Source organism: Paenibacillus sp. 01T443, from assembly GCF_056398325.1.
On sequence record NZ_JBFTPE010000003.1, the window covers coordinates 207,419 to 232,309 of the forward strand.

Annotated in this window: 21 protein-coding genes; 16 read left to right on the forward strand and 5 right to left on the reverse strand. The window is 48.8% G+C overall.

The features are described 5' to 3' along the window. Positions 1 to 42: 42 nt before the first annotated feature. Positions 43 to 1,539, forward strand: coding sequence for an MDR family MFS transporter (locus AC1DLI_RS05385; protein WP_477600352.1), 1,497 nt, complete (start codon positions 43 to 45; stop codon positions 1,537 to 1,539). A 96-nt stretch (positions 1,540 to 1,635) separates the two neighbouring features. On the opposite strand, the gene AC1DLI_RS05390 is transcribed toward AC1DLI_RS05385, so the two are convergent. Then, positions 1,636 to 2,178 (reverse strand): hypothetical protein, encoded by a 543-nt coding sequence (locus AC1DLI_RS05390; RefSeq protein ID WP_477600354.1) that lies wholly within the window; start codon positions 2,176 to 2,178, stop codon positions 1,636 to 1,638. Positions 2,179 to 2,253: 75 nt separating this feature from the next. Between AC1DLI_RS05390 and rbsK the strand changes: the two genes are divergently transcribed. From rbsK to AC1DLI_RS05405, 3 genes are all read left to right on the forward strand, one after another. Next, the gene (rbsK, locus tag AC1DLI_RS05395) at positions 2,254 to 3,180 is read left to right on the forward strand and encodes a ribokinase (protein WP_477600356.1); all 927 of its coding nucleotides are present in this window, start codon (positions 2,254 to 2,256) and stop codon (positions 3,178 to 3,180) included. 80 nt (positions 3,181 to 3,260) lie between these two features. Continuing rightward, entirely contained in the window at positions 3,261 to 3,971 is a 711-nt protein-coding gene (locus tag AC1DLI_RS05400; RefSeq protein WP_477600358.1) for an MBL fold metallo-hydrolase, read from the forward strand. Positions 3,972 to 3,992: 21 nt separating this feature from the next. Further along, positions 3,993 to 4,556 carry a TetR-like C-terminal domain-containing protein gene (locus AC1DLI_RS05405; protein ID WP_477600360.1) on the forward strand — a complete coding sequence of 188 codons (564 nt, stop codon included), beginning with the start codon at positions 3,993 to 3,995 and terminating at the stop codon, positions 4,554 to 4,556. Between the two features lie 157 nt (positions 4,557 to 4,713). On the opposite strand, the gene AC1DLI_RS05410 is transcribed toward AC1DLI_RS05405, so the two are convergent. Next, on the reverse strand, positions 4,714 to 5,604 hold the full coding sequence (locus AC1DLI_RS05410) for an ROK family protein (RefSeq protein ID WP_477600362.1): 891 nt from the start codon (positions 5,602 to 5,604) through the stop codon (positions 4,714 to 4,716). A 257-nt stretch (positions 5,605 to 5,861) separates the two neighbouring features. Between AC1DLI_RS05410 and AC1DLI_RS05415 the strand changes: the two genes are divergently transcribed. The 9 genes from AC1DLI_RS05415 (at position 5,862) to AC1DLI_RS05455 (ending at position 17,894) form a co-directional block, all read left to right on the forward strand. Next, complete coding sequence (locus tag AC1DLI_RS05415) at positions 5,862 to 7,112, forward strand: MFS transporter (RefSeq protein ID WP_477600364.1); 1,251 nt, start codon at positions 5,862 to 5,864, stop codon at positions 7,110 to 7,112. Positions 7,113 to 7,211: 99 nt separating this feature from the next. After that, on the forward strand, positions 7,212 to 7,895 hold the full coding sequence (locus AC1DLI_RS05420) for a hypothetical protein (protein ID WP_477600366.1): 684 nt from the start codon (positions 7,212 to 7,214) through the stop codon (positions 7,893 to 7,895). 201 nt (positions 7,896 to 8,096) lie between these two features. Then, on the forward strand, positions 8,097 to 9,395 hold the full coding sequence (locus AC1DLI_RS05425) for an ABC transporter substrate-binding protein (RefSeq protein ID WP_477600368.1): 1,299 nt from the start codon (positions 8,097 to 8,099) through the stop codon (positions 9,393 to 9,395). Between the two features lie 113 nt (positions 9,396 to 9,508). Continuing rightward, positions 9,509 to 10,405: a carbohydrate ABC transporter permease gene (locus AC1DLI_RS05430; RefSeq protein ID WP_477600370.1), complete on the forward strand. Its 897-nt coding sequence runs from the start codon at positions 9,509 to 9,511 to the stop codon at positions 10,403 to 10,405. Beyond that, the gene (locus AC1DLI_RS05435; RefSeq protein ID WP_308994343.1) at positions 10,406 to 11,239 is read left to right on the forward strand and encodes a carbohydrate ABC transporter permease; all 834 of its coding nucleotides are present in this window, start codon (positions 10,406 to 10,408) and stop codon (positions 11,237 to 11,239) included. Positions 11,240 to 11,421: 182 nt separating this feature from the next. Continuing rightward, positions 11,422 to 13,095, forward strand: coding sequence for a family 43 glycosylhydrolase (locus tag AC1DLI_RS05440; RefSeq protein WP_477600373.1), 1,674 nt, complete (start codon positions 11,422 to 11,424; stop codon positions 13,093 to 13,095). Between the two features lie 36 nt (positions 13,096 to 13,131). Continuing rightward, complete coding sequence (locus AC1DLI_RS05445; protein WP_477600375.1) at positions 13,132 to 14,436, forward strand: ABC transporter substrate-binding protein; 1,305 nt, start codon at positions 13,132 to 13,134, stop codon at positions 14,434 to 14,436. A 10-nt stretch (positions 14,437 to 14,446) separates the two neighbouring features. Then, entirely contained in the window at positions 14,447 to 16,270 is a 1,824-nt protein-coding gene (locus tag AC1DLI_RS05450; RefSeq protein WP_477600377.1) for a cache domain-containing sensor histidine kinase, read from the forward strand. Next, positions 16,263 to 17,894: a response regulator gene (locus tag AC1DLI_RS05455; RefSeq protein WP_477600379.1), complete on the forward strand. Its 1,632-nt coding sequence runs from the start codon at positions 16,263 to 16,265 to the stop codon at positions 17,892 to 17,894. The genes AC1DLI_RS05450 and AC1DLI_RS05455 overlap by 8 nt, the downstream gene beginning before the upstream one ends. 8 nt (positions 17,895 to 17,902) lie before the next feature. Here the strand turns inward: AC1DLI_RS05455 and AC1DLI_RS05460 are convergent, their stop codons facing one another. The 3 genes from AC1DLI_RS05460 to AC1DLI_RS05470 form a co-directional block, all read right to left on the reverse strand. Continuing rightward, on the reverse strand, positions 17,903 to 18,802 hold the full coding sequence (locus AC1DLI_RS05460) for an ArsR/SmtB family transcription factor (RefSeq protein WP_477600381.1): 900 nt from the start codon (positions 18,800 to 18,802) through the stop codon (positions 17,903 to 17,905). Positions 18,803 to 19,068: 266 nt separating this feature from the next. Then, the gene (locus AC1DLI_RS05465) at positions 19,069 to 19,296 is read right to left on the reverse strand and encodes a 3-dehydroquinate dehydratase (protein ID WP_308994349.1); all 228 of its coding nucleotides are present in this window, start codon (positions 19,294 to 19,296) and stop codon (positions 19,069 to 19,071) included. 147 nt (positions 19,297 to 19,443) lie between these two features. Further along, on the reverse strand, positions 19,444 to 20,355 hold the full coding sequence (locus AC1DLI_RS05470) for an AraC family transcriptional regulator (RefSeq protein ID WP_477600383.1): 912 nt from the start codon (positions 20,353 to 20,355) through the stop codon (positions 19,444 to 19,446). 171 nt (positions 20,356 to 20,526) lie between these two features. Here AC1DLI_RS05470 and yicI point away from each other — a divergent pair, with 171 nt between their 5' ends. The 3 genes from yicI (at position 20,527) to AC1DLI_RS05485 (ending at position 24,880) form a co-directional block, all read left to right on the forward strand. Next, positions 20,527 to 22,848: an alpha-xylosidase gene (gene yicI, locus AC1DLI_RS05475; RefSeq protein WP_477600385.1), complete on the forward strand. Its 2,322-nt coding sequence runs from the start codon at positions 20,527 to 20,529 to the stop codon at positions 22,846 to 22,848. 207 nt (positions 22,849 to 23,055) lie between these two features. Further along, positions 23,056 to 23,826 carry a sugar phosphate isomerase/epimerase family protein gene (locus AC1DLI_RS05480; protein ID WP_477600387.1) on the forward strand — a complete coding sequence of 257 codons (771 nt, stop codon included), beginning with the start codon at positions 23,056 to 23,058 and terminating at the stop codon, positions 23,824 to 23,826. 31 nt (positions 23,827 to 23,857) lie between these two features. After that, positions 23,858 to 24,880: a Gfo/Idh/MocA family protein gene (locus AC1DLI_RS05485; RefSeq protein ID WP_477600389.1), complete on the forward strand. Its 1,023-nt coding sequence runs from the start codon at positions 23,858 to 23,860 to the stop codon at positions 24,878 to 24,880. Positions 24,881 to 24,891 lie beyond the last annotated feature (11 nt).

Here is a 24,891-nt window from a genome sequence, read left to right on the forward strand (position 1 = left end):
TTTTCATCCATACACAGCTCGTTGAGCAGAAAGCAGGGTCCAATGTCAGCTCCTACGCAAACAAAACCGATGGCAGCAGGCGGGGACGACTTCTCGTTGAAAGCCATTCTGCCGCCGCTAATGGCGATTATTGTCGCCATGATCATGGTTATTCTGGACAGCACGGTCGTCAATAATGCCATTCCGAAACTCGTTGAATACTTCGACACCGATCTGAAGACGATCCAATGGACCGTCACCGGCTATACGCTGGCATTATCCGCCGTTATCCCGCTTGCAGGCTGGATGACCGATAAATTCGGATCCAAGCAAATTTTCATGATTACGATCGCCCTGTTCACGATCGGCTCCGTGCTGTGCGGCATCGCGCAAACGCCGGAACAGCTGATCATTTACCGCATCATTCAAGGCTTGGGCGGCGGCATGGTGGCGCCGATCGGGATGACCATGGTGTTCAAGATTGCGCCTCCAGAGCGCCGCGGATCCATTATGGGCCTACTCGGCATCCCAATGCTGATGGCGCCGGCGTTCGGTCCGGTGCTTTCCGGCTGGTTGGTCGATTCTGTCAGCTGGCACTGGATTTTCATCATCAATCTGCCGATCGGCATTATCGCCTTGATTCTCGGGTATAAATATTTGCCGAAATCGGGCCGCGAAGCGGCGCCGCATCTGGACCTCTACGGCATGTTTCTCGCGCCGATTGCCTTCTCCATGCTTGCGTACGGCGTAAGTGAAGGCGGCACGAGCTGGTCCAGTGCTTCGACGATCACAGGCTTGACCGTCGGCGGCATTGCGCTTATCCTCTTTATCTTCGTGGAACTGGCACAGAAGCAGCCGCTGCTGGAGCTAAAAGTGTTCAAGTCGTCCGACTTTACACGCAGCATCATCTTGACGTGGATCGTACAGCTCGCGCTGTTCGGCGCAATGCTGATCGTGCCGCTGTACCTGCAAAGCGTCATGAACTACACCGCGCTTGAAACGGGCTGGATCCTGATGCCATATGCGCTATGCGCGGCGATCGGCATGCCGTTCAGCGGCCGGTTGTTCGACAAGATCGGCGCGCGTCCGCTCGCCTTCGCAGGTCTTGCCGTTGTATCCGTTGCCCTCTTCATCTTGTCCGGCATATCGCTGGATACCTCGCTGTGGGTTATCATCTTGTGCATCTGCATCATGGGTCTTGGCATGGGCTTCTCCATGATGCCGCTCAACACGCATGTCCTGAACTCTGCGCCTCGCCGTCTGGTAGGCCGCGTTACACCGCTGACAGCAGCAGCACAGCAAGTCGTCGTCTCGTTCGCGGTCGCGGGCCTGACGGGTTATCTGACGTCGCAAATCACTTCCCACGCCGCAAGCGCGGGAGCAGACGCAAATCCGCTGAACGCCGTCGTCGCGGGTTACGGCGACACGTTCTTCCTGTCTGCGTGCCTAACGACCGCGGGTGTCGCACTGTCGCTCCTCCTGCGTAAACCGAAGCAGCAGGAAGAAGACGGAACCGTCGGCGGGGACAATACGGACCCGGCGATGATGATGAATCACTAATAACGAATCGGCTCCGATTCGCTCGTATGCAAATAGCCTTGGCCGTTAGTCGGCCAAAGTATCTCTCTTATGTAGGAAAAAGCAGTATCCTGGAAATCAGGATACTGCTTTTTCTTTGCGCGGCCATAACGTATAGCTAAAGCTGATGACAAAATCGATGCCGAGCACGAGCAGCCAAAATCGCAGCGCTTGAAGCAAAGCTTCCGTTCGTGCCTCATCTCCAACCATGATAATCATGCCGTACAAAATGAGCGAGCCGATCCCCCATGCGAGCAGATGATGCAGCCATCCGTTTCGCTCATAGATCGCATGCTCTTTTCCGTATTTTGGTTTGCCGGCAGGTGCGGGACCACCGGCGAAGCGGTAGGCGAACCGCTCATCCGCCCATTTAATTATCCGGTGCCCGAAGGCGATGGAAACGCCGATATATACAGCAGCCAGGCTGTGGGCGAAGGTCGCTTCCGCGCCGCCGCGCAAATCATAAACCGTGGCGATAACCAATGCCAGATCAATAAGCGGCGTACTGAATAGGAAGAGCTTGCCCAGCTTCTTTAACCGGAAGATATAGCGGCATAATAAGCCAGCGAGTACAAATACCCAAAAACCAATTTCACAGCCAATAATAAAGGCGGTAATCATGTGAATGTCTGCTCCTTCTGTTAAAATAGTGTTGCGATTATCTTGAGTTACATAATAGAGGGGATGAGTCAACCTATGAATAAATTGCTCGTGGTTGGAAGCATAAACATGGATATCGTCAGTTCTGTGGGGAAATTTCCGCTTCCAGGCGAAACAATACCCAGTGTGGCCACATCCTTCTACCCGGGCGGCAAGGGCGCAAATCAGGCCGTTGCCGCTGCCAGGGCAGGAGCCGATTGCGCAATGATTGGCGCGGTAGGCGAAGACCCTTTTGCCGAAACGCTGCTGGCAGCTTTACAAGAAAATGGAATTGGCATCGATCACATATTACGCAAGCCATGCAGTTCAGGTTTCGCAATTATTACCGTAAACGAGGAAGGCGAGAATTATATCGTTTTATCAGAGGGTGCTAACGGTCAACTTACGGCATCGGATGCAGCGGCAGGCGCAGGGGAATGGAACGATGTGTATGCCGTGCTGCTGCAAAACGAAATTCCGTGGGAGACCACTTTAGCGGTTATGAACAGCGCAAGCAGCAGCGGCGCCCGCGTCTTTTATAATCCTGCGCCAGCGCGCGCCATACCTCAGAATGTTCTGCCGCTCATCCATACGCTCATACTAAATGAAACGGAGGCGGCGGCCGTTACAGGCTTAGCCGTCAGCGATGCTGCATCGGCCCAAGCAGCCGCTAATTGGGTTTTGAATAAAGGGACGAAAAACGTCATTATCACGATGGGTGAGAAGGGCTGTTTTTATCAAAATGAACAGGGAACCTCGCATACGATTCCTGCTTTCGCTGTAAAGCCCGTCGATACGACGGCAGCAGGCGATACCTTTTTTGGTGCATACGCGGCAGCAAGCGCGGATGGCCGATCAGCAGAACAGGCATTAACTTTTGCAGCGGCAGCGGCAGCGCTTGCGGTTACGAAGCAGGGCGCGCAAGCTTCGATTCCTGATAAAGCAGAGATTGAAGCATTTCTTCTGAAAAACAAAGAAAAATAAAATGGGGCTTGCTAAAACTAATGGTATTAGTTTATTATAAAACTAACAACATTAGTTTTTATTCGAGGGGGCCGATTGGAATGAGAATGACGCGTGAGAAAACGGTAGTACAGCTGACCTATTTACCAAAGGTATTTCCGGTAAATTGTTATTTAGTTGAGGAGGAAAATAGCTTAACTTTGGTGGATGCAGCGCTTCCTAATAACGTTAAAGCTATTTTGCAAGCAGCGGAAAAGCTTGGCAAGCCAATTACGCGTATCGTTTTAACCCATGCTCATGATGACCATATCGGCGCTCTCGACGGATTAAAGGAATTGCTTCCAGGGGTTCAGGTGTTTATTTCCAAAAGAGACGCCAAGCTGCTCCAAGGCGACCGCTCGCTGGAGCCGGGTGAACCAAGCGGGCCGATCCGCGGCGGCGTACCCAAAAAGGTGCTTACCAAGCCGGATGTATTGCTGCAGGATGGCGATCGTGTTGGCTCATTGCTCGCAGTAGACTCGCCTGGACATACACCGGGCTCAATGGCATTCCTTGATACAAGGAACGATATTCTTATTGTTGGCGATGCATTTCAAACACGAGCAGGCGTCGCGGTTTCCGGGCAGCTGAAGCTGTTATTTCCCTTCCCGGCTATGGCTACATGGGATAAACAAACGAGCTTGGAATCAGCACGCCGTCTTAGAGATTTAAAGCCAACTCTGCTAGCCGCGGGTCATGGGAATATGATCAATCAGCCAAAGCATTGGATGGAGAAAGCCATCTCCGAAGCAGAGCGTTCCTTAGCAAAATAGAAGATTCAGGGGGATAGCCTCATGTCACCGAGAAGAGGACTAGATTTGTTGACCATCGTGGAAGAGGCGGCTGCCATCGCAGATGAACAGGGCATACAAGAAGTAACGCTTGCATCACTGGCGCAGAAGCTTGGCGTACGTTCTCCTTCATTGTATAACCACGTAAACGGACTTACCGGTTTGCGGAATCAGCTGGCTATTTACGGTTTAAAGAAGCTGACCGCAGCCATCAATGACTCATTGAAGGATCAAACAGGCGATGAGGCGATTCACGCGATTGCATCCGCGTATATTTCTTTTGCGAGATTGCATCCGGGCTTATACGAGCTGACTCTACGCTCGCCGGATGCGGATGACGAGGAATATACCGCAACCGCGCGGGAGCTGGTCGATATATTAGTGATGAAGCTTAGCTATTATAAGCTGGACCGGGAGCGTTCCATTCATATTGTAAGGGGCTTGCGCAGCTTTCTGCATGGCTTCGCATCAATCGAGCAAAAAGGCGGTTTTGGAATGCCGCAGGCTATCGATGAAAGCTTAACAATCACAATCCAAACTTATTTGAACGGACTTCAAAAGAGCTAGCAAACTAAAAAAGAGCAGCAGCCTGCTGTACAGAGGCTGCCGCTCTTTTTTGAAATATAAGAATTTATAAGTTTTTGGGCTTATCGGGATTCTTATATTTCACCGCGAAACGAGCTTTTGCCGCAAAGAACGGCGGCAGCCGTTTACGCTTGGTTCATTAATAAGCTTGCTGAATCAGCGCAGCAGCGCCGATCAGGCCGGCATCCTGCTGCAGCTGTGCGGGAACGATTGCCGCTTCTCTGCCGGATGGGTTAAGCGCATGCTTGGAAACATAATCCCTCACCGCGGAGAATAATGGTTCGCCAACCTGCGAAACGCCGCCGCCGATGACGACTTTGTTCGGATCGAGAATATTGATAAGCGATACGCAGCCCATGCCGATCGAAGTGAACACGCGATTGACGAGCTCGGACATTTGCGGATCGCCTTGCGCAGCCAGCTCAAAGGCTTCCTTCGAGGTAACCTCACGGCCCAGCAGCTCCGTCGCCTGGCGGGCAACGGCTGTACCGGATGCTACGACCTCCCATGGCGTTCCGGCTTGATCAACAAGCATGAAGCCGGCATCGCCTGCGTTTCCGGTCGAACCCGTAAGGAGCTTGCCGTGCATAAAGATGCCTGCGCCGATGCCTGTACTGATCGTGATAAAGATAAAATGATCGGAATCCTTGGCTGCTCCGACCCATTTCTCGGCCAGCGCGGCAGCGGTAGCGTCGTTCTCCATTTTAATAGGAAGAGGAAGATGCGATTTAAGCTCTTCAACGACGGGAAACCCCCACCAGCTTTTTAAATTTGGCGGGCAGGTAAGCTCGCCTTTTTGTGTGTTCAGCGGACCGGGAGCACCGACGCCGACGCCTTTTAATGATGCGAGCGAAAGCCCGTTTTGCTCAGCCAACTGTTTTACAGCGTCTGCGACCCGTGCAAGCATTACCGCCGGCTCGACCGAAAGATCGGTTTTGAGCGAGCCCTTGGCTATAACCTCTCCTTGCTCATCCACGAATCCAAATGCTATTTTTGTACCGCCGATATCAATTCCGATTGCAATACTCACGAAATACCCTCCAATGATTTGAAAATAATGCTGTAACCGTCTGAGAAAAGTCTATCATAATCATCGAATATAAGGAAGAACGCAGCGATTGCCGGCTTGCGGAGCAAGCCTTAATTTGCCTGTAAGTTATACTGTACAAATAAGAAGTAGTGTAGTAATATCCTATCAAATGAAGTGCTAGAAAGAGAGGATCCTTTGCAGCGCAAGGGGTCCTCTAAGCGTTTTTAAACAACATAGCGAAGAAGGTAACTGTCCAAATGGAATCCGAGTCCAAAGCTAGTCCGCGTATCGTGAAGCTGGGGATGTCAATGACCGAAAATGTTTGGAGGAACGCTCGGATCGATGTGGGAGCTTCCTGTTTATTCAGCTTGTTTCATGTGGTGATGAATCAATTTTATATCGCCTTTGCGATTCAGCAGGGAGCAAGCAATTTTCAGGTTGGGCTATTGTCGGCTGCTCCGGCGATCGGCCTTTTATTTTCTCCATTTTGGGCGACCTGGATCGAGAAAGCGAATAATCCAAAGCCGTTTGTGATTATCCCGAATGTCATTGGAAGATTACTGCTGCTGCTGCCTGCTGTTTTTGCCTATCCATCCGTTTATGTCGTTGCGGCGCTGTTATTCCAGCTGTTAATGGGCATTCAGGCACCTGCGTATGCGGCATTGATTTCACGGATGTATCCTTCCGATTTGCGCGGGAGATTAATGGGGTATGTGCGGGTGGCGATGGGAGGCATTATGATTCCGCTCGCTTATTTCGTCGGCAGCTGGTCGGATGCTTTCGGGCCGTCGGGTCCGCTCATTACGGCTTCCATCGCAGGCATGTTATCGATTGGACTATTCAATACGTTGAAGCTGCCTAAGCATGAGCCTAAGGAAAAGCCGATTATACTCCAGAAGACGAGCCGCTTTCCGCTGCAGGAGCAGTGGAAGCTTGTCAAAGAAAACCGTACGCTCGCCGTATTTTTAGCGGCAACGACGTTTGCGGGCTTTGGCAACATGCTTGCGAATCCGCTTTACCAGATTATTCAAGTGGATGTTCTCTATCTCTCGAACCTTCAAATCGGTTTTGCCCGCGTAGCTTACTATATGGCATTACTGCTTACATTTTTGATTGCGGGTTGGATGATCGATCGCATAGAACTCAAATACACGCTGCTTTGCGGAATAGCGGCATATGCGATCGTTCCGATGCTTTATGGCCTTTGGGGCACTTACGCCGCGGTCATAACCGGAAACGCGATTCAAGGCATCGGGGAAGCCATTTGGGATATCGGTATTTTAGCTTTTGTTTTCCGGCTGGCGCCGGGCCGTGAGGCGATGGTGTTCGGGCTGCATTTGATGCTCTTCGGTGTTCGGGGCAGCATTGGTCCTATACTCAGCGGCACGGTTTCCGATAGCGTATCGTTAACGCTATTGCTCGTTATCGCCTCTATTTGCGGCTGGATCGGCACGTTTCTATTCCTATCAGGCAACTGGAAGCGAAACCCGCAGCTTAGGCGAAGTTAATTTATGTTTCAGTTCTTGTTCATCTCTCGTTCATAATCGAATGCTAGAATTCGTTATGGACATAAGGAATGTCAACCACATTCATAGGAGATGAACGGTATGAACAAATGGAAAGTGATGCTGAGCGCCGTAGTTATCGCTGCGGCATTGGCAGGCTGCGGGGTACAAGAGGAGCAGGCAGCAAGCGAAGTGCAGACAGATGCGCAGACAGACGTTCAGGAAAATGGAGCGGGCGGCGGCACGCAGCAGCAGGGCGGCGAACCTGGAATGGGGCAAATAGGCGCGCAAGCCGATTTGATGGGTAAAATCAAATCCATTGATGGACAAACCATTACGCTTTATAAATCTGCGATGGGACAAGGCGGTCCACCGCAAGGCGATGGCACGGGCAGCATGCCTGAAGGCGGTGAAGGACAACAGCCGCTAGCGGACGGCGAATTGCCGGCTGACGGTGAACGTCCGGCAGCGCCAGCCCCAGACGGAACGGCTCCTGAAGGCGGCGGACGCATGAATATGGGCGCGATGTTTTCGGATGAAACTGTAACTATTCAAGTGACGGATACGACGAAAATTACGACCATGACCTTCGAGAACGAACAAATGGTGGAGACGGAAGTGACGTTAGCAGACCTCAAGGCGGATGATATTTTATCCGTTATGCTGAAGGATGACACGCAGGAGGCCGAATCGATTACGATTCGTACCGGCGGCTTCGGCGGCGGCGGAGGCGGAAGACAGCCTCAGCAGCAAGAGCAGCAGACCGATGCGGCGGCAAGCGAATAGGCACAACATGCAAAAAGCGGTGGACCAGGTCAAAAACCTGTTCCGCCGCTTTTTTTTGATGCCATCACTATTAGGATAGCTATCCAAAAATATGTCCATATCATCTATAAATGCGGCATATGTTTACCCAGCCCCTCCGTTTATGATGTAACCACGGAAGACAAAACGTCTATCCAACATCATTTTTAGGGGGATAAAAAAATGAGCAAAGCACGCAATAAGTTTTCAATGCTGCTTCTGATGGTATCTATCGTTGCTTTGATTGCTGCAGGCTGCAGCGGCGGCAATAATGGCGGCAACAACGGCGGAGAGCAAACGGCAAACGGAGGGAAGGATTCCGGCAGCGGCAAAAAGACGGATATTTTGTTCTGGTCGCCATTCTCCGGCTCTGATGGCCCCTTTATGAAGAAGATCGTAGATAAATATAACGGCTCCCAAGACCAATACAAAGTAAATTTCGTCATCCAGCCAAATGGAGAATATTACAAGCAGCTGGACGTAGCGCTAAGCACGGGTAAAGAAAGCCCTGATCTAATGATTATGCACGTTGACCAAGTACCGACTTACGCAAGCAAAGACCAATTGCAGCCGATTGACGATATGGCTTCAGGCGCAGGTATCAATAAAGCGGATTTTGCGGAAGCGGCTACGGAATATTCGACGCTTGACGGCAAATGGTATTCCATCCCGCTGGATATTCATCCGCTTGTGATGTATTACAACAAGGATTTGTTCGAGAAAGCGGGCATTGCAGCCGCACCGACGAACCGTGCGGAATTTGATGATGCCGTTCAGAAGCTGACGGATAAAAGCAAGGGCGTATACGGCTATGCCGTTCCAACCTTGTGGCCTCAGCAATTTATATTCCCGACACTCGTATGGCAAAACGGAGGCGAGCTGTGGAACGGAACGGAAGTTGCTTACAATTCTCCGGAAGCCGTAGAAATGGTGCAGTGGCTGCGCGGTATGGTAGACAGCGGCGTCTCCCCAGCCAATGTGCAGCAGGACGGCGAAAACACGTTGTTCCTGCAGGGCAAGAACGCAATCCAATTCAACGGTCCGTGGATGAAATCGCAGTTTGACGAAGCAGGGCTCAACTATGGTGTCGCACCGGTGCCTCAAATCGGCAAGGCTAAGCAAGCGGTATTCGCGGGATCTCACGGCTTCGTGGTTCCAAAGAGCGTAACGGATGAAAAAGTAACGGCAGGTATCGGCGATTTCTTGAAGTATGTATCGACGAATTCGATGGATTGGGCAGAGTCCGGCCAAGCGCTTGCCTCGAAACCGATGCTTGAGAGCGATGCTTTCAAAGCGCTTGAATTCCAAAGCAATGTAGCCTCTGCTTTCACATACGTACAATTCGCACCGAATGTATTGAACTGGGGGACGATTTCTGAGCCGATCTGGGGCGAGCTGAATAATGCTTTGTTAGGCAAAAAGGATGCGCAAAAAGCACTTGACGATGCAGCAGCCAAATCTCAGCAAGCGCTTAAGAAATAACGCAAATTGATTAAAAAGTAACGAGGAGGATGGGGATAGCAGAGTCCGTTCCCATCCTCTAAGGTTACGCTTGCAAGGAATGGAAAATTCGCAATGCGTCAGGGGGACTCCGGTTGAAAACCACTTTTATATCACGTTTCACATCGTTTTTGTTCATACTTCCTTACTTAGCTGCTTTCAGCATTTTTCTTTTGTTCCCGATTTTGTACGGCATTTATATCAGTCTCCACAACTTCGAGCTTTTGTCGAAGGAGCATGAATTCGTCGGGCTCGCCAACTACATTAATATTTTAACGCCCGGCACCTATATTCATGATATTTTTTTCAGGGGATTATGGGTCACTGCCCAATTTGTTTTATTTTCCGTTCCGCTCTTAATTGTCGTAGGTTTGGCGCTTGCAATGCTCATTAATGCGCTGCCAGCAAAAATTCGCGGGTTATTCCGAACGTTCTATTTCCTTCCGTATGCGCTGTCAGCGTCCGTCATGGCTGTGATTTGGCTGATGATGTTTGATACGAACGCCGGTTTTCTGAACAGCATGCTTGCGAAGCTTGGCATTACGAGCATCCCTTGGCTCACGGATACGCCTTGGGCTTGGATCTCGCTTATTCTCACTACCCTTTGGTGGACAATCGGGTTCAATATGATTATTTTCATTAACGCATTAAACGAGGTGCCAGAGGATTTCTATGAAGCCGCTTCGATCGATGGAGCGAATGCATGGCATAAATTTACGAAAATAACGCTTCCGTCGATTCGCCCGGTTATGCTGTTTGTCATGATTACATCGACGATTGCTTCTTTTAATATCTATGCTCAGCCGTTTTTGCTAACGCGGGGAGGACCTGGCGATACAACGAAAGTACTGCTCATCAATGTGCTTGATCAAGCCTTTATCCGCAAAGAGATCGGTTCGGCTTCGGCTATGGCTATCGTAATGGCATTGCTCATCATTATCATTTCAATCGTACAGTTTAAGCTTACGAATGGCAGAAAGGGAGAGGTTTAAATGGTGAAAACGAGAAAGCTATGGCTCGTCTTGCTGGCTGTAATCGTTGCGATATTTTTCCTGCTGCCGCTCGTTTGGATGGTTTCGACTTCGTTTAAAAATGATTTTGAAGCCTTGTCCGGAAAAATGAATTTCTTTCCGTTAAAGCCAACGGTCGATAATTTCGTGCAAGGCATCAACGGGGAATTAATGAACGTTCCGATTATTCGCTGGATAATGAACTCCTTGTCGGTYGGATTAATCGGAACCGCTGTCGTTCTGATTATCGATTCCATGGCCGCTTACGCGCTGGCACGATTAAATGATCTGCCGCTCCGAAGAATAATGCTGTCGTTGTTTATCGCTTCGCTAATGATTCCAGGCGTGCTGACGTTTCTGCCGATGTATTTGGAATTTAATGCGCTTAATTTGATCAATACGTATCCTGCGCTGATTTTGCCGGCAACCGCCGGAGCGTTTGGCGTTTTTCTGCTCTACCAGTTCTTCGCTTCTTTCCCTAAGGAAATAGAGGAGGCAGCACGTATTGACGGCGCGAATAAATGGCAAATTTACGCGCGTATTTTATTGCCTTCCGCGGTTTCGATTATGGTTACACTGGGAATCTTCACGTTTATGGGAATTTATAATGATTTCGTCTGGCCGCTTTATGCGACGACCTCACCCGAGATGCGCACGATCACAGCAGGGATTGCATTGATGGCAACAGGCAGCTATACGCAAAGCTACGGCAAGCTGATGGCAATGACAACCGTTGCAACGCTTCCGGTCGTTATCGTCTTCATTCTTGGGCAACGCTCCTTCGTGAAGGCGATTACGCAATCGGCTGTTAAATAAGAGCATGCATGATTCAATCAGAAGGAATATACAGCATCAAAAAGAGACCTTGCCTTACAGGTCTCTTTCTGTACATTAACGAGTGTAAGCGGGGGGAAAGCATGAAAGGGATACGAAAGCGCATTTCATTAAACGTCGTAATTATTGTATCTATTATCACATTAATATTGGGGGTTCTCATCATGAATAAAACGAACCATGACACCGAGACGGGCGGCGTTTATAATGGGCATGGCGGAACATTCAAAAACACACTGGCGCCGATCGATACACCCGATCCAAGTATCCTCTATCAGGATGGCTATTATTATATGACCTTCACGCATAACGGAACCGACATTATGATCATGAAATCAAGAACGCTCGACTTTCATCAAGCGGAGCGCAAGGTTGTCTGGTACCCACCTATTGATACGATGTATTCTGCTAATTTATGGGCACCGGAAATTCAATATATCCAAGGCAAGTATTATATTTATTTCGCGGCCGATAACGGGAATAATGAGAACCATCGCATGTATGCGCTGGAGTCTGAAACCGATGACCCGATGGGCAGCTATGCTTTCAAAGGACAAGTAACGGATTCGACAAACAAATGGGCGATTGACGGCCTTGCGCTTGAGCATGATGACCAGCTTTATTTCGTCTGGTCTGGCTGGGAAGGCGATCTGAACATACAGCAAAATACTTATATAGCGCCAATGAGCAATCCGTATACGATTAGCGGTCCGAGGGTGCTGTTAAGCGAACCGGATCTCGATTGGGAAAAAGCCGGCGGCCCTCCGTTTATCAATGAAGGGCAGGCGATTTTGAAAAAAGACGGACGATTGTTTATCGCTTATTCCGGAGCGGGCAGCTGGACTCCCTTTTATAGCATTGGCTTGCTTGCACTTGATTCTGGCGCAGATCCGCTGGATGCCTCCAAATGGAAAAAAGCTGAGGAGCCGCTCATGCAAATGAATGGGGAAGCCAAGGTCTACGGTCCCGGTCACAATACCTTCGTCCGTTCACCTGACGGGACTGAGGATTGGATCGTCTATCATGCTACCAGCGGACAATCAGACGGCTGGAACAACCGAAAGGCGCGTGCCCAGCGAATCGAATGGCAGGCTGACGGGATGCCCGCATTTGGGAAACCTTTAGCTCTGAATACAGCGATCGAGGTTCCGGCCGGGTCGGGTATATTTCTAGCAGAGCATGGGGTTAGCACGGGAGAAGAGCTTTTATCCTTTAGCGGTATTCCTTCGACGATTACAGCAAAATCGCCCTTGCTTTTGCATTATACCAATGAAAGCGAGCAGGCGCTGCAATTGCAGGTTGGCGCAAATGAAGCAGTTGCATCTGAGATCATACTTCCACCGACCAAACCGAATGAGGTTGGTTATGTCTACGCGGAGCTTATGCTGGACGAAGGCCTAAATCGTATCGACCTTCATGGAGAGCATGCAATCAAAAGTATCATCGCCGTTGAGATACTTCGGTTTGAAGCCGAATACGCCCAGCTTTCTATGGACAGCGAGCTGATGGAGAGCCCATTAAGGTCGAATGGCCGCTCTGTTCTTATATTGAAAGGGATCAAGGAGGCTATACGATTCGAAAATGTAAGGGTGCCCGTAAAAGGAATCTATACTATTCGTTTGAAAGTTGCCAATCCAACAGGCAGCGAGCAGCAGTTTCAACTGGAAGTAAATGGCGGTGGCGTTCAAAAGCTGACCGTGCCTGCTGGCGAGCGCGATCAATTTGCAGAAATTGAAGCAAGCGTGAAGCTTAACGGGTCTGCCAACACACTGAACATCGGAGATGCAACCGGACAGCTGGAAGTAGATGTTTTGGATATCATCTCCGCAACGCAATAAGGTATGGAATAAAACAAAGGCAACGGAGGCCTCATGATGCAAACAAAGAAACGGGGAGCACAGTGGTTGATCTATATGTCTATTGGTCTCCTAATCGCAGCTTTGACCAGCTGTGCTTCCAAAGAAACGGAAGTTCCGTCCGAGGATGGAGCGGTGACTTCTACGGTAAGATTGGAATTTTGGACACCGTTCAGCGGCGGCGATAACCAGTTCATGACGGAAATGGTCAATCGTTTCAATAGGGAAAATAAAGCGATCGAGGTCGTACAAGTCAATTCCCGATTGGATGACTATTACTCGAGATTAAAAACCGCCATTATGTCTGGGAATGCACCGGATCTGGCCATTTTGCATCAAACGAGCCTCCCCCAGTTCGTTCAAAACGGCTATATTGAGAAGCTGACGGAGCCGGCAAAGCAAATTGAACTCGATTGGACGGGCTTCAATAAAAATATTCTCGATTCGATTGTATACGACGGCAACCCGTATGCGGTGCCTTTAGACACGCATGCCTTGGTTATGTATTACAATAAAAGCTTTTTGCGCCAAGCAGGACTGCTGGACGCCAGCGATAAACCGTTAATTAACATCGGTGCGGAAGGCTTTACTGCTTTCCTGCAGAAGCTGAAAGATTCTTTACCGCCAAACATAGCGCCGATGGCTCAGCCAAGTACGAGGATTGACTCCGTCTGGCTCTGGTGGAGCCTCTATAATCAGATTAATGGCGGCGGGGCCTTCTATAATGAACAAAGCACTGAAGCGATATTCAACAATCCAAAAGCATTAAAAGCTTTAAGCTACGTGGATCAATTGTACAAAAAGCAGCTGATTCCCCCGAATATCAATGATTCATTTAAGCTGTTTTATGACGGCGAAGCTGCAGTGCTCATTACAGGGATGTGGGGAACTGGTGCTTTCGAGAAAGCGCCAGCCTTAGATTTTGGCGTAATTCCGATGCCGGTATTGTTCGATAAAGCAGCGGTTTGGGGAGACTCGCATACCATGGCGATTCCGACAAAGCATGCCATGACGGATGAAAAAAAGCGGGCGGCGCTAACCTTTGCAAAATGGTGCGTGGAGCATGGCGCAATGTGGGCGGAGGCCGGTCATGTGCCAAGCATGACGAAGGTTGTTGCAAGCGAGCCGTTTAACAGCTTGAACTATCGCAGCGCGTATGCCGCAACGGCTAATTATGTTGCTTATTGGCCTCGCCATGTTAGGCAATGGTCCATTGTAGAAATCCTGATTCAAGAATTCGAAAAAATGAATTATTCTCAGCAAACGCCGGAGCAAACGCTGCAGGCTGCCGTGAAGCGGGTGAACAACGAGCTGAAGAAGTAAGGAGATAACCATGAAGTGGATAAGCAGGACGATTGGGTGGTTCAAAAACCAAGAGCTGGCACGGAAGCTTATTTTAATTAATTTCATACTCGTCGTGCTCCCACTCAGTGTCATGGGATATTTCGCTTTTACCCGTTTTGCCGTCACGCTGGAGCAGAAGGTTGGCGATTATCAGCTGCAAACGCTAAAGCAATTGACGCTTAACCTCGATACTTATATGGCAGAGCTGGATCGCTTAACGCTTATGCCTTATCAATATGAGCAGATTATTACGTTTTTAGAAAGCAAGAAGTCCCATGGCCAAGCACTGACGTTAGAGGAAATTAAGCAGCTAAACAGCTTCGTTTCCCAAGTGTTTTTGAACGGTCGGATCGATATTGTCGGCGTATCGCTGTTTGGGGAAAACGGCGCATCGTACGTGGTGCTGCCAGAGAGTCAATATGTCACGACATACCGGCTGGATGAAAACGCGCTCTGGCTAAAAAACGAACAAGTAAGCAACGGGCAATCGACCTTTATCGCCACGCATACTATTCAGTCTACGAGCGGAACGGATTTTTCTGTTTTTTCGATTGCCAGGGAGCTGCGAAGCTTTGACAGCGGGAAGAAGCTCGGCTATATCGTCATTGATGTTGATCCTTCGGTCATTCATAAGATATTGTCACAGGTTACGCTTGGAGGCCATGAAGCTCTCTATATTGCTGACCAAACCGGAGGTATCGTCGTCGGCAAAGATCCATCGCAGCCAATAGAGAAAATAACAAGCTTAATGGACGACAATTTCTCTGAAGGAGTTACCCATTCAACTGTAAGCGGCGAGCGACAGCTGGTTTCTTATGTAACCTCATCCATTACCAATTGGACAACGATAGGGATCGTCCCGGTAGATGAGCTGATGAAGGATAGCATTATTATACGCAATTCCATTATGCTGTTTGGCATTATTAGCGTAGGCTTAGCCATGCTGATGTCTGTATATCTAGCATTTCGGATAACGAAGCCGCTGCGAGGCTTAATTAAGCTCATGCGAAAGGTGGAACGGGGAGATCTGCTTGTGTCCTTCCCTGTAAAGCAGTGGGATGAGGTGGGCCATTTGGGAAAAGCGTTTAATACCATGGTTTCCAAGCTGAGCGAGCTTGGCTACTTGCTTTATGAAACCGAAATTCGGGAAAAGGACGCGCAAATTGCCGCTTTACAAAGTAAAATCAATCCTCATTTTCTGTACAACACGCTTGGCTCGATCAGTATGTACGCAGAGGTTGAAGGCAACCAAGAAGTCGTAAAGATGACGAACAATTTAAGCAGGCTGCTTCGTTACAGCTTAAGCGGACAAAAGGAACGTGTTAATCTTCGGGATGAGCTTGATCATGTAATGGGATATATGACGATTCAAAAAATGCGCTACGAGGACCGGATCGCATTTCATCTAGAGCGGGACGAAGCTTCGCTCACCTGCAAAGTCATTCCTTTAATGATCCAACCGATCGTCGAGAATGCCATTAATCATGGAATCGACCAAGGGATTGGCCAAGGGAAAATCACTTTATCATGCAAATTGGATGGAAATCTGCTGCGAATCGTGATCGAGGACGACGGCATCGGGATGACGGAGGACCAGTTGGGTGCGATACGCAGGAGATTACAGCATTCGAAGGATCTCGGGGGGAGCTCCGGCAACGGACTGCTAAACGTGCATAGAAGAATTGTACTTCAATACGGTGAGCCGTATGGCTTAACGCTTGAGAGCATGCCGTATCAAGGGCTGAAGGTGATGCTGACTTTGCCGGCCATTCAGGAAAAGCTAGATTACATGGAGGGAAATGCTCATGCCTAGAATCGTTATCGTAGATGATGAATCCATATTTCGCAAAGGCTTACGCAAAATGATAGCGGATCTCGATCCGGATTGGGAAGTTGTCGGAGAGGCGAGGGACGGCTATGAGGCTTTGCAGTTAGTCGAGGAGCTGAAGCCTGAAGCGGTTCTGACGGATATAAGAATGCCTCGCATGGACGGTATTCAGCTTCAGCAAATGCTGCGCGAAAGATTTCCGAACATTTTATGTGTCGTGATAAGCGGCTTCGACGATTTTATATATATCCAGCAATCGATGAGGCAAGGCGCAAAAGATTATATCATGAAGCCTATCGAACGAGAGGAACTGGCTAAGGTGCTGAAGCTGCTTGGAGAGAACGTAAAGCTTCAGCAGAGGCAATACATGCCGGTTAGCAAATCCCATCGCAAAGAACATCAGATTCGTCAGCATGTTAGCGAGCATCTCATCACAGGCTTGCTGCGAGGAAGCGTGAATGAAGCGGATTTGGAGCTGCTTCAATCGATTGGCATTGATTTTAAGGAACCGTTTTTTACATGTATGGTCATTAAGCTCGACAAAAACTCAATCGGAAGCAAGCGCTATAATCAGGCGGATCCGTCTTTGTTTCAATTATATATCCAACAGCTTGTTCAGGAGGTGCTGAGCAGAAGAACGAACGGCTTTTGCTTCATCATGTCGGAGACGGAAGTCGTAGCCTTGCTTAATATTCCTAACGGGGAGCAGGCGATGCTTGATGTGAGAGAAATAGGAGAGACCATCCGCAGACAAATAACCTCGTTGTCCAATATGACGGTTACGATCGGTATCGGATCGGCTGCCGAAGGCTTCAGGTCGATATCGGGCGCTTATCATGAAGCGGAAATCGCCCTTCTGCACCGGCTTATTGTTGGCGGCGATAAAGTGCTCGCTTATAACGAGATGGCTCGGAATGAGCGCTTCTACAGCGAGATAAAATCATTGACTTGGGAGAAGCTTGAACTGGCGATGAACGAGGGGAAGCTGGGTCAGGTGGCTGAGGCTGCGCAGGCGTTGGTCAGCGAGCTTTGCAATAAGGCGCTTACGCCGGAGACCGTGCATCAGCAGCTTTGCAAGCTGCTTCTTCATTATTATGAAACAGCAGGCAAGCTTGGGCTTACGAAACAATGGCTTGGGATCAAGGATATGAAAGCGGTGCTGTTTCATATTTGTTCCATATCCTCGCGCGAGGAGCTTACGGAGGAGTGTTCGCGTTTGCTTGTCCGGTTATCGGAATGTATCAACGAAAACTTGGTGCAGCCCGAGCATGATCCGATAGAAAAATCGATTCGGTACATCGAGCAGCACTATGCTAAGGCACTGTCACTAAAGGAGGTTGCTGACTCCGTCTACTTGAATGCGGCTTATTTCAGCACATTGTTCAAGCAGCGGACAGGGAAATCCTTTGTAGAGAGATTAACCGAAATTCGAATCCAAGAGGCCAAACGGCGAATGGCTCAAACCGATAACAAAATCGCGGCCATCGCTGAACATACCGGCTTCACCAATATTCGGCACTTTAACCGCGTATTTAAAAATGAAACCGGCATGTCGCCGAAGCTTTACCGCGATCAGGTTCATGGGAATACGGAGGCCGCTCGGCCGTAGCTGTCATGTCAGTATGCGATGTAGACTTGGATATCTTGGTCGTAATTGCCGAACTGCTTGCCAAACATGCTTAATCCGCCGCTGTGCGTGGCCGTTTCAGGCGCACATATCCGGAACCGGATATCTTCACTGAACCCAACGCCAAGATCTTTGACCGTCCGGTCGGACATTCGAATGCCATCGATGTAGGAGCCTTCCGCATCGATGGTAATTTGTTTAAGCAAGCCATGCTGCGTACCGAGATCCCACCAGGCTGGAGTATAAACTCCCTTTACTGCGCCGAAATCCCCTGGGCAGGTCCAAACCCCGATGCAAACGTCATTCAAGTAGAAGGAAAGGTCTGAGGGCCAATTTTCGTTGTAGTGCGGGGCTTCCGAGCAAATCTCGAGCGAGACGGAAATGCTTCGTATGCTTTGTTTTCCGACTAAGTAATTAGGTATGCGGTACTCGATATAGCCGCTTCCGAACCAGAGATGACATGCCTTTACATGCTCGGGATCGGAGAAATAGCGAGGATCATCGACCATTCCGATGATTTTTGTATCCGAAGTCAGGCCGCAGGTCGGCTTTACCTCATAAGAGGAGTACTGTCCGATGGGAATGGAAACCGCATAACGGTTTTGATCCGCTTGCTCTTTCACGCGAAACTGCAGCGTGGCCGATTCAAGCGTCAGGTGGCATATTTTTTGGCGGCCGCGCGAGCTCGGTACGCTTTCTGTCGTTATAATAGAAGCTTCCTCAAGCTTTTGTATATGTTTGGTTACGATTGCTGACGAAATCCCAAGCGCTTCTGCCAATTCTTTAATATTCATGGGCTTGCTGTTCAACAATTCGATGATTTTAATTCGAGTATCCGATGAAAAGCATTCAAGAAATTTTAAATTGCGGCTGGTAACCTCGATGTTCATAAAAAGCGCCTCATTCCGTCCTTTTGCTCCTATTATATAATCTGAAAGTTAATTACACAACTTTTTAGTTCACTATTCCTGATACTTGGAAAGCTTACCTAGAGGAATGCAATAAAAAAAGAGAGAAGCAAATTAAAATCTTGCTTCTCTCTTTACTTGTGTTTACACCCATCATAATCCATTGTGCAGTGCTGCTGTTAGAAAGCCACAAAAATTAGTTTCTTATATATGACGGCGAAGCCTCGCCGAAGCAGAACAGATTTGTATTAGTAAAGGGAAATAGTCAGGGTATCGCGTTCGAAATAGGAATGCAGAGTCGCTTCACTGCCTACAATTTCAACGCTAATCAGCGATTTGATACATGTTTTAAGAGCGTTTTTACCTGTAGTCAGCTTTCGGTTCAGTACGGCGGACAGCTTTTCAATGGCTTGTTTATTTGTATCGGTCAAATAGACGGGTATCGTTTTATTTTGGAACATCAGCATGGTTTTCATAGTAAGGACCTCCATCCCGCGAAGGATTTTTTTTTATTTTCACTAGTGTAACTGACAATTATTAAATAATTCTTAAAATTCGGTGAGTATTTGGTTACAAAGCTGTAACTTTTGACAAAATGTCATCAAATCCTGCCTTTTTGCTAATCAAATTCGGCGTTCCGGTGCTTCCAGCTGTTTTTTACGGAACTGGGAAGGTGTACATTTCATCATTTTGCGAAATACTTTAACGAAGTAGCTGATATGATCGAAGCCGACATCGAGCGCTACAGCCGATATTTTAAGTTCGGGCCGCAGCAGAAGCTCGGCTGCCTGCCTAATCCGGTAGGCATTCAAATACTCGATTGGCGTTTGCCTTGTCATGGTTTTGAAGAATCGGCAAAACTGTCCCTCACTCATTGGGATTTGGTCTGCAATCTCAACAATGCGGACGGGACGGTGGAAATTTTGCTGCATATAAACAATGGCTTTCTTCAGTCTGTCAATCTTCGTCGTGTCGGCCGTGCTTGTCTCGCTGCGGTTGCAGAAGCAGCCTTCAGCTGCAATTTCATGGAGCATTAAATAAAAATGTCCTTTCACGGCAGACTCAAGTCCCGGCGACTCGTTTTGACAGATCTTCATAATGCTTTGCAGGTGTTGAAGCAGGGCGCTTCCCCATGACGTGTTAGGCTGAATATGCCTGGGGAATGTTCGTTTCTTATCTTGAAGCGGCGAGATAAAACGTTCTTGCACAGCATCATAGCTCGCGCTTGAAAGCAAATGGGTGTCGAACACAATCGCGCAGAATGAGCAGGCTTGATCGCCAAGGGCATGTCCAGCATGGATATCGCCGCCGTCTATAAACACAGCCTCACCGGCCCGAACGGGAAAATAATCGGTATCTACCTGGAACAGCACTTCGCCTTCAAGTACATAAAAAAATTCTGCTTCTGCGTGCCAGTGGCAATCCAGTACGGGTACGCCAGACTCTTCATGCTCAATCCAATAAGCGGCAAGCGGAAACATGTTGTCACCATGCAGACGGTCTTCCTTTAATGAGTGACGTGTTGTTTGATCCATTTCGAAAGGGCCTCCTGTGCTTGAGACGTGTTAGTTGGAAGGGTAAGAGGCACATCATCAAAATAGTGCTATAGTTGAGCATTATTCTGTTAGATTTGTCTGATTAATTATCAGTATAATGCAATTATGTAGGAATGCAAATAAAACCAAAGAGGAAGGTTGGTTCAGTCCATGAAATTTACAGACGGCAACTGGCTCATTCGTGATGAATACAAAGTATTAGGAGCAGTGCAAGTACATGATTTTGAGCAAAAGGACGGCAAGCTGACGGCTTATGCATCGCCGCAGCCAATCGTAACACGGTCTAATATGTTGGATACGATGCTGTTGACGGTACATTTTCATTCTCCACTGCCGGGCATTATCGGCGTAAAGCTTGTGCACCATGCCGGCGTGAATGAGCGCGGCCCGGTATTCGAGCTTTCCTCACAAACCGGGAATCATGTTGTAATTGAAGAAAATGACGACGAGGCCGTTCTAACCAGCGGTAATCTGAGCGTTCATATACGCAAAGGCCCGGTATGGGCAGTAGATTTCTACCGCGGCGGCGAACGCATTACGGGCAGCACGCAAAAATCGATGGCTTATATTAAAGAAAACAACGGCAATACCTTCATGYGCGAAGAGCTTGACGTAGGTGTTGGCGAGTGGGTATACGGACTAGGCGAGCGCTTCACGCCATTCGTCAGAAATGGACAAGTCGTTGATCTATGGAACAAAGACGGCGGCACAAGTTCCGAACAATCTTACAAAAACGTGCCTTTCTATATTACAAACAAGGGATACGGCGTATTCGTCAACCATCCCGAGCTTGTATCGTTTGAAATCGCGTCGGAGAAAGTGAAAAAAGTACAGTTCAGCGTGGCTGGCGAATCGCTCGAATATTTTATTATCGACGGTCCAAGCATGAAGGAAGTATTGGGTAAATATACGGATTTGACAGGTAAGCCTTCGCTTCCGCCAGCATGGACATTTGGCTTGTGGCTGACGACGTCCTTTACAACGAATTATGACGAAGCAACGGTTAATTCATTCGTTGACGGTATGGCAGAGCGCGATTTACCACTGCATGTATTCCATTTTGACTGTTTCTGGATGCGCGAATTCCACTGGACGGACTTCAAATGGGATGAGCGGGTATTCCCGGATCCAGTCGGCATGCTGTCACGCCTGAAGGAAAAAGGACTGAAAATTTGCGTTTGGATTAATCCTTATATCGCTCAGCGTTCGCGTTTGTTCGAAGAAGGCAAGCAAAACGGCTATTTAGTGAAGAAACCAAACGGCGATGTATGGCAGTGGGATCTATGGCAGCCGGGTATGGCGCTTGTTGATTTCACGAATCCTGCTGCGTGCGAATGGTATGCCAGCTATCTGCGCGAGCTTGTAGATATGGGCGTGGACAGCTTCAAAACGGACTTCGGCGAGCGGATTCCAACGGATGTAGCTTACTTCGACGGATCTGATCCAATGAAGATGCATAACTATTACACGCAGCTTTACAACAAAGTTGTATTTGAAGTGCTCGAAGAGAAGCTGGGCAAAAACGAAGCGGCATTGTTCGCCCGTTCTGCTACAGCCGGCGGCCAAAAGTTCCCTGTTCACTGGGGCGGAGACTGCTACGCGGACTATGAGTCGATGGCAGAGAGCTTGCGCGGCGGCTTATCGTTAGGTATTTCAGGCTTTGGTTTCTGGAGCCATGACATTGGCGGGTTTGAAAATACGGCACCTGAGCATGTATTCAAGCGCTGGCTCGCATTTGGCTTGCTGTCCAGCCACAGCCGCCTGCACGGAAGCAAATCGTACCGGGTGCCTTGGGCGTACGATACGGAAGCGGTTGACGTAACGCGCTTCTTCACGAAACTGAAATGCCGCATTATGCCATACCTGTTTAATACGGCTGTACAAGCAACGGAGCTGGGTTTGCCATCGATGCGTGCAATGGTGCTTGAATTCCCTGAGGATCCGACAAGCGAAATACTCGATCGTCAATATATGCTTGGCGACTCCCTGCTCGTAGCTCCAATCTTTAACGAGCAAGGCAATGTTACGTATTATTTGCCAGCAGGCAAATGGACGCATCTGTTGTCCGGAGAAATTATCGAGGGAGGCGCATGGCGCAAGGAGAAATATGATTTCTTCAGCCTTCCGCTATTCGTTCGTCCGAATTCGATCATTGCGCTTGGCGCTAACGATGTTCGTCCTGATTATGACTATGCGGACGGCGTTTCGCTTGAGCTTCATAATCTCGAGGACGGAAAAACAGCAGCAACAACGGTTCGCGATGTAAAAGGCGCTACGGAGCTGACTGTAACGGCTAGCCGCCAAGGCGGAGTAATCTCTGTTCAAATTGACGGCAGCGGCAAAMCATTCTCGTTTGCGCTTAAAGGTCTAGGCGATATCATTTCGGTAGACGGCGCGCAAGCGGAAGTAAAAGGCAGTGTTGCACAATTTGCTTCAGGATCGAAGCAGCTGGCATTCACAATCAACATCTAAACCATAAACGAGCAGCTCTTTCACGGTCCGTCAGCGGACACGTTAGAGCTGCTCCTATTTATTCGTCAAAAATTTAGGCATTGACCAAAATCGCATAAGAAAATGTTAATAAAATAGCTGTTTTTCGTATGTAACTGTCGATATAATGAAAGTCGGAAAACAAAATCAAATACATCAAAATAAGAGATATAAGGGAGCGCGGCTCACATGACACGAATGAATGTTGGTTTGCAGTTGTACACAGTACGGGATGCTACGGCACAGGATTTCGAAGGCACACTTCGCCAGGTTGCGGCAATGGGCTATGAGGGCGTAGAATTTGCAGGCTACGGAGATATCCCCGCCGAAACGATGCGCGATTTGCTTCAAGAGTTGAACTTGAAAGCAATCGGCAGCCACATCGGGTTACAACTTCTTGAAGAGCGCCTTGACGAAGAGATTGCTTATCTTCAAACGATCGGAGCAAAATATGCGATTTGTCCATGGCTCCCGGCGGATGCTCGCGATACCGAAGCTTGGCGCAGCCATCTCGTGAAATTCGAAGAATATGGGAAGCGTTTCCGTGATGCGGGCATTTCATTCGCTTATCATAATCATGAATTTGAATTTGAAGTGGAAATCGACGGACAAATCGTATTTGATGCGATGTATGAGCGTATTGATGCGCAGTACTTGAAGGTTGAAATGGATATTGGCTGGGTGCAATATTCGGGCGTTGATCCTTTGGCTTATATTGCGAAATATGCAGGCCGCTTGCCGCTGCTGCATCTGAAGGATTTCCGCGCGGGCGAGAAAGGGCAGCAAATCGATACTGTTGAGCTGGGCCGCGGAGATTTGCCTCTGCTGGGTATCATTAATGCTGCTTCGAACGCATCGGTTGAATGGTTGATCGTGGAGCAGGACACATGCGCGAATCCGCCGCTTGAAGCCGTTGCGGAGAGCATGGAATGGATGAAAACAAATTATTTAAACAAATAATCTAATTCAGAATGGGTAGGGGAAAATATCAATGTCAAAAGTACGCGTAGCAGTTATAGGTTGCGGATCCATATCGAAATACCGTCATATCCCGGAATATGCCGCACACGAGAATGTTGAGCTTGTTGCATTCGTAGACCCGATTATCGAACGCGCAGAGCTTTACGCTAACCTTCACGGCGGCAAAGCTTTCGCAGATTATGAAACGATGCTGGCTGAAATTAAGCCGGATGCTGTGAGCGTATGTACGCCAAACGCGCTTCACGCTTCTATGTCCATTACGGCTGCTAATGCGGGCGCTCATGTGTTGGTTGAGAAACCGATGGCTGTTACCGACGAAGAAGCAGAAGAGATGATCGAAGCGGCTAAGAAAAACGGCGTTCATCTGATGGTTGGCCACAACCAACGTTTTATGCCGCCGCATGTGAAGGCAAAGCAAGTTTTGCAATCAGGCATCCTTGGAAAAGTTCTTACATTCCGCACGTCCTTCGGTCACCCAGGACCGGATGGCTGGAGCATTGATGGCGCAGCAAGCTGGTTCTTCCGTAAACCGGAAGCAATCATGGGCGCTATGGGCGATCTAGGCGTTCATAAATCCGATCTTATCCGCTGGATGCTGGATGATGAAGTGTCAGAGGTTGCCGGCTTTGTGGGCACGCTGGACAAAAAAGGCACGGAGGTTGACGATAACGCTTCTTGCTTGCTTCGCATGAAGAGCGGCGCGATCGGCACGCTTGTAGCTAGCTGGACCTACTACAAAGGCGAGGACAACAGCACAATTCTATGGTGCGAGAACGGCGTTATGAAAATCGGTACGCATCCAGACGATCAAGTTATCGTTGAATTGCGTAACGGCACCGTTGAGAAGCATAAAGTTGGCGCGATCTCCACAAATGATAAACAAGAATCAAGCGGCGTTGTTAATGCGTTCTTGGAAAGCATTCTAACGAACACGACTCCTGCCGTTAGCGGAGAAGACGGCCGCGCATCCTTAAAAGTAATTTTGTGCGCATTTGAATCACAAGCGACAGGCAAGTTCATAAGCGTAAACTAAGATAAGGAATA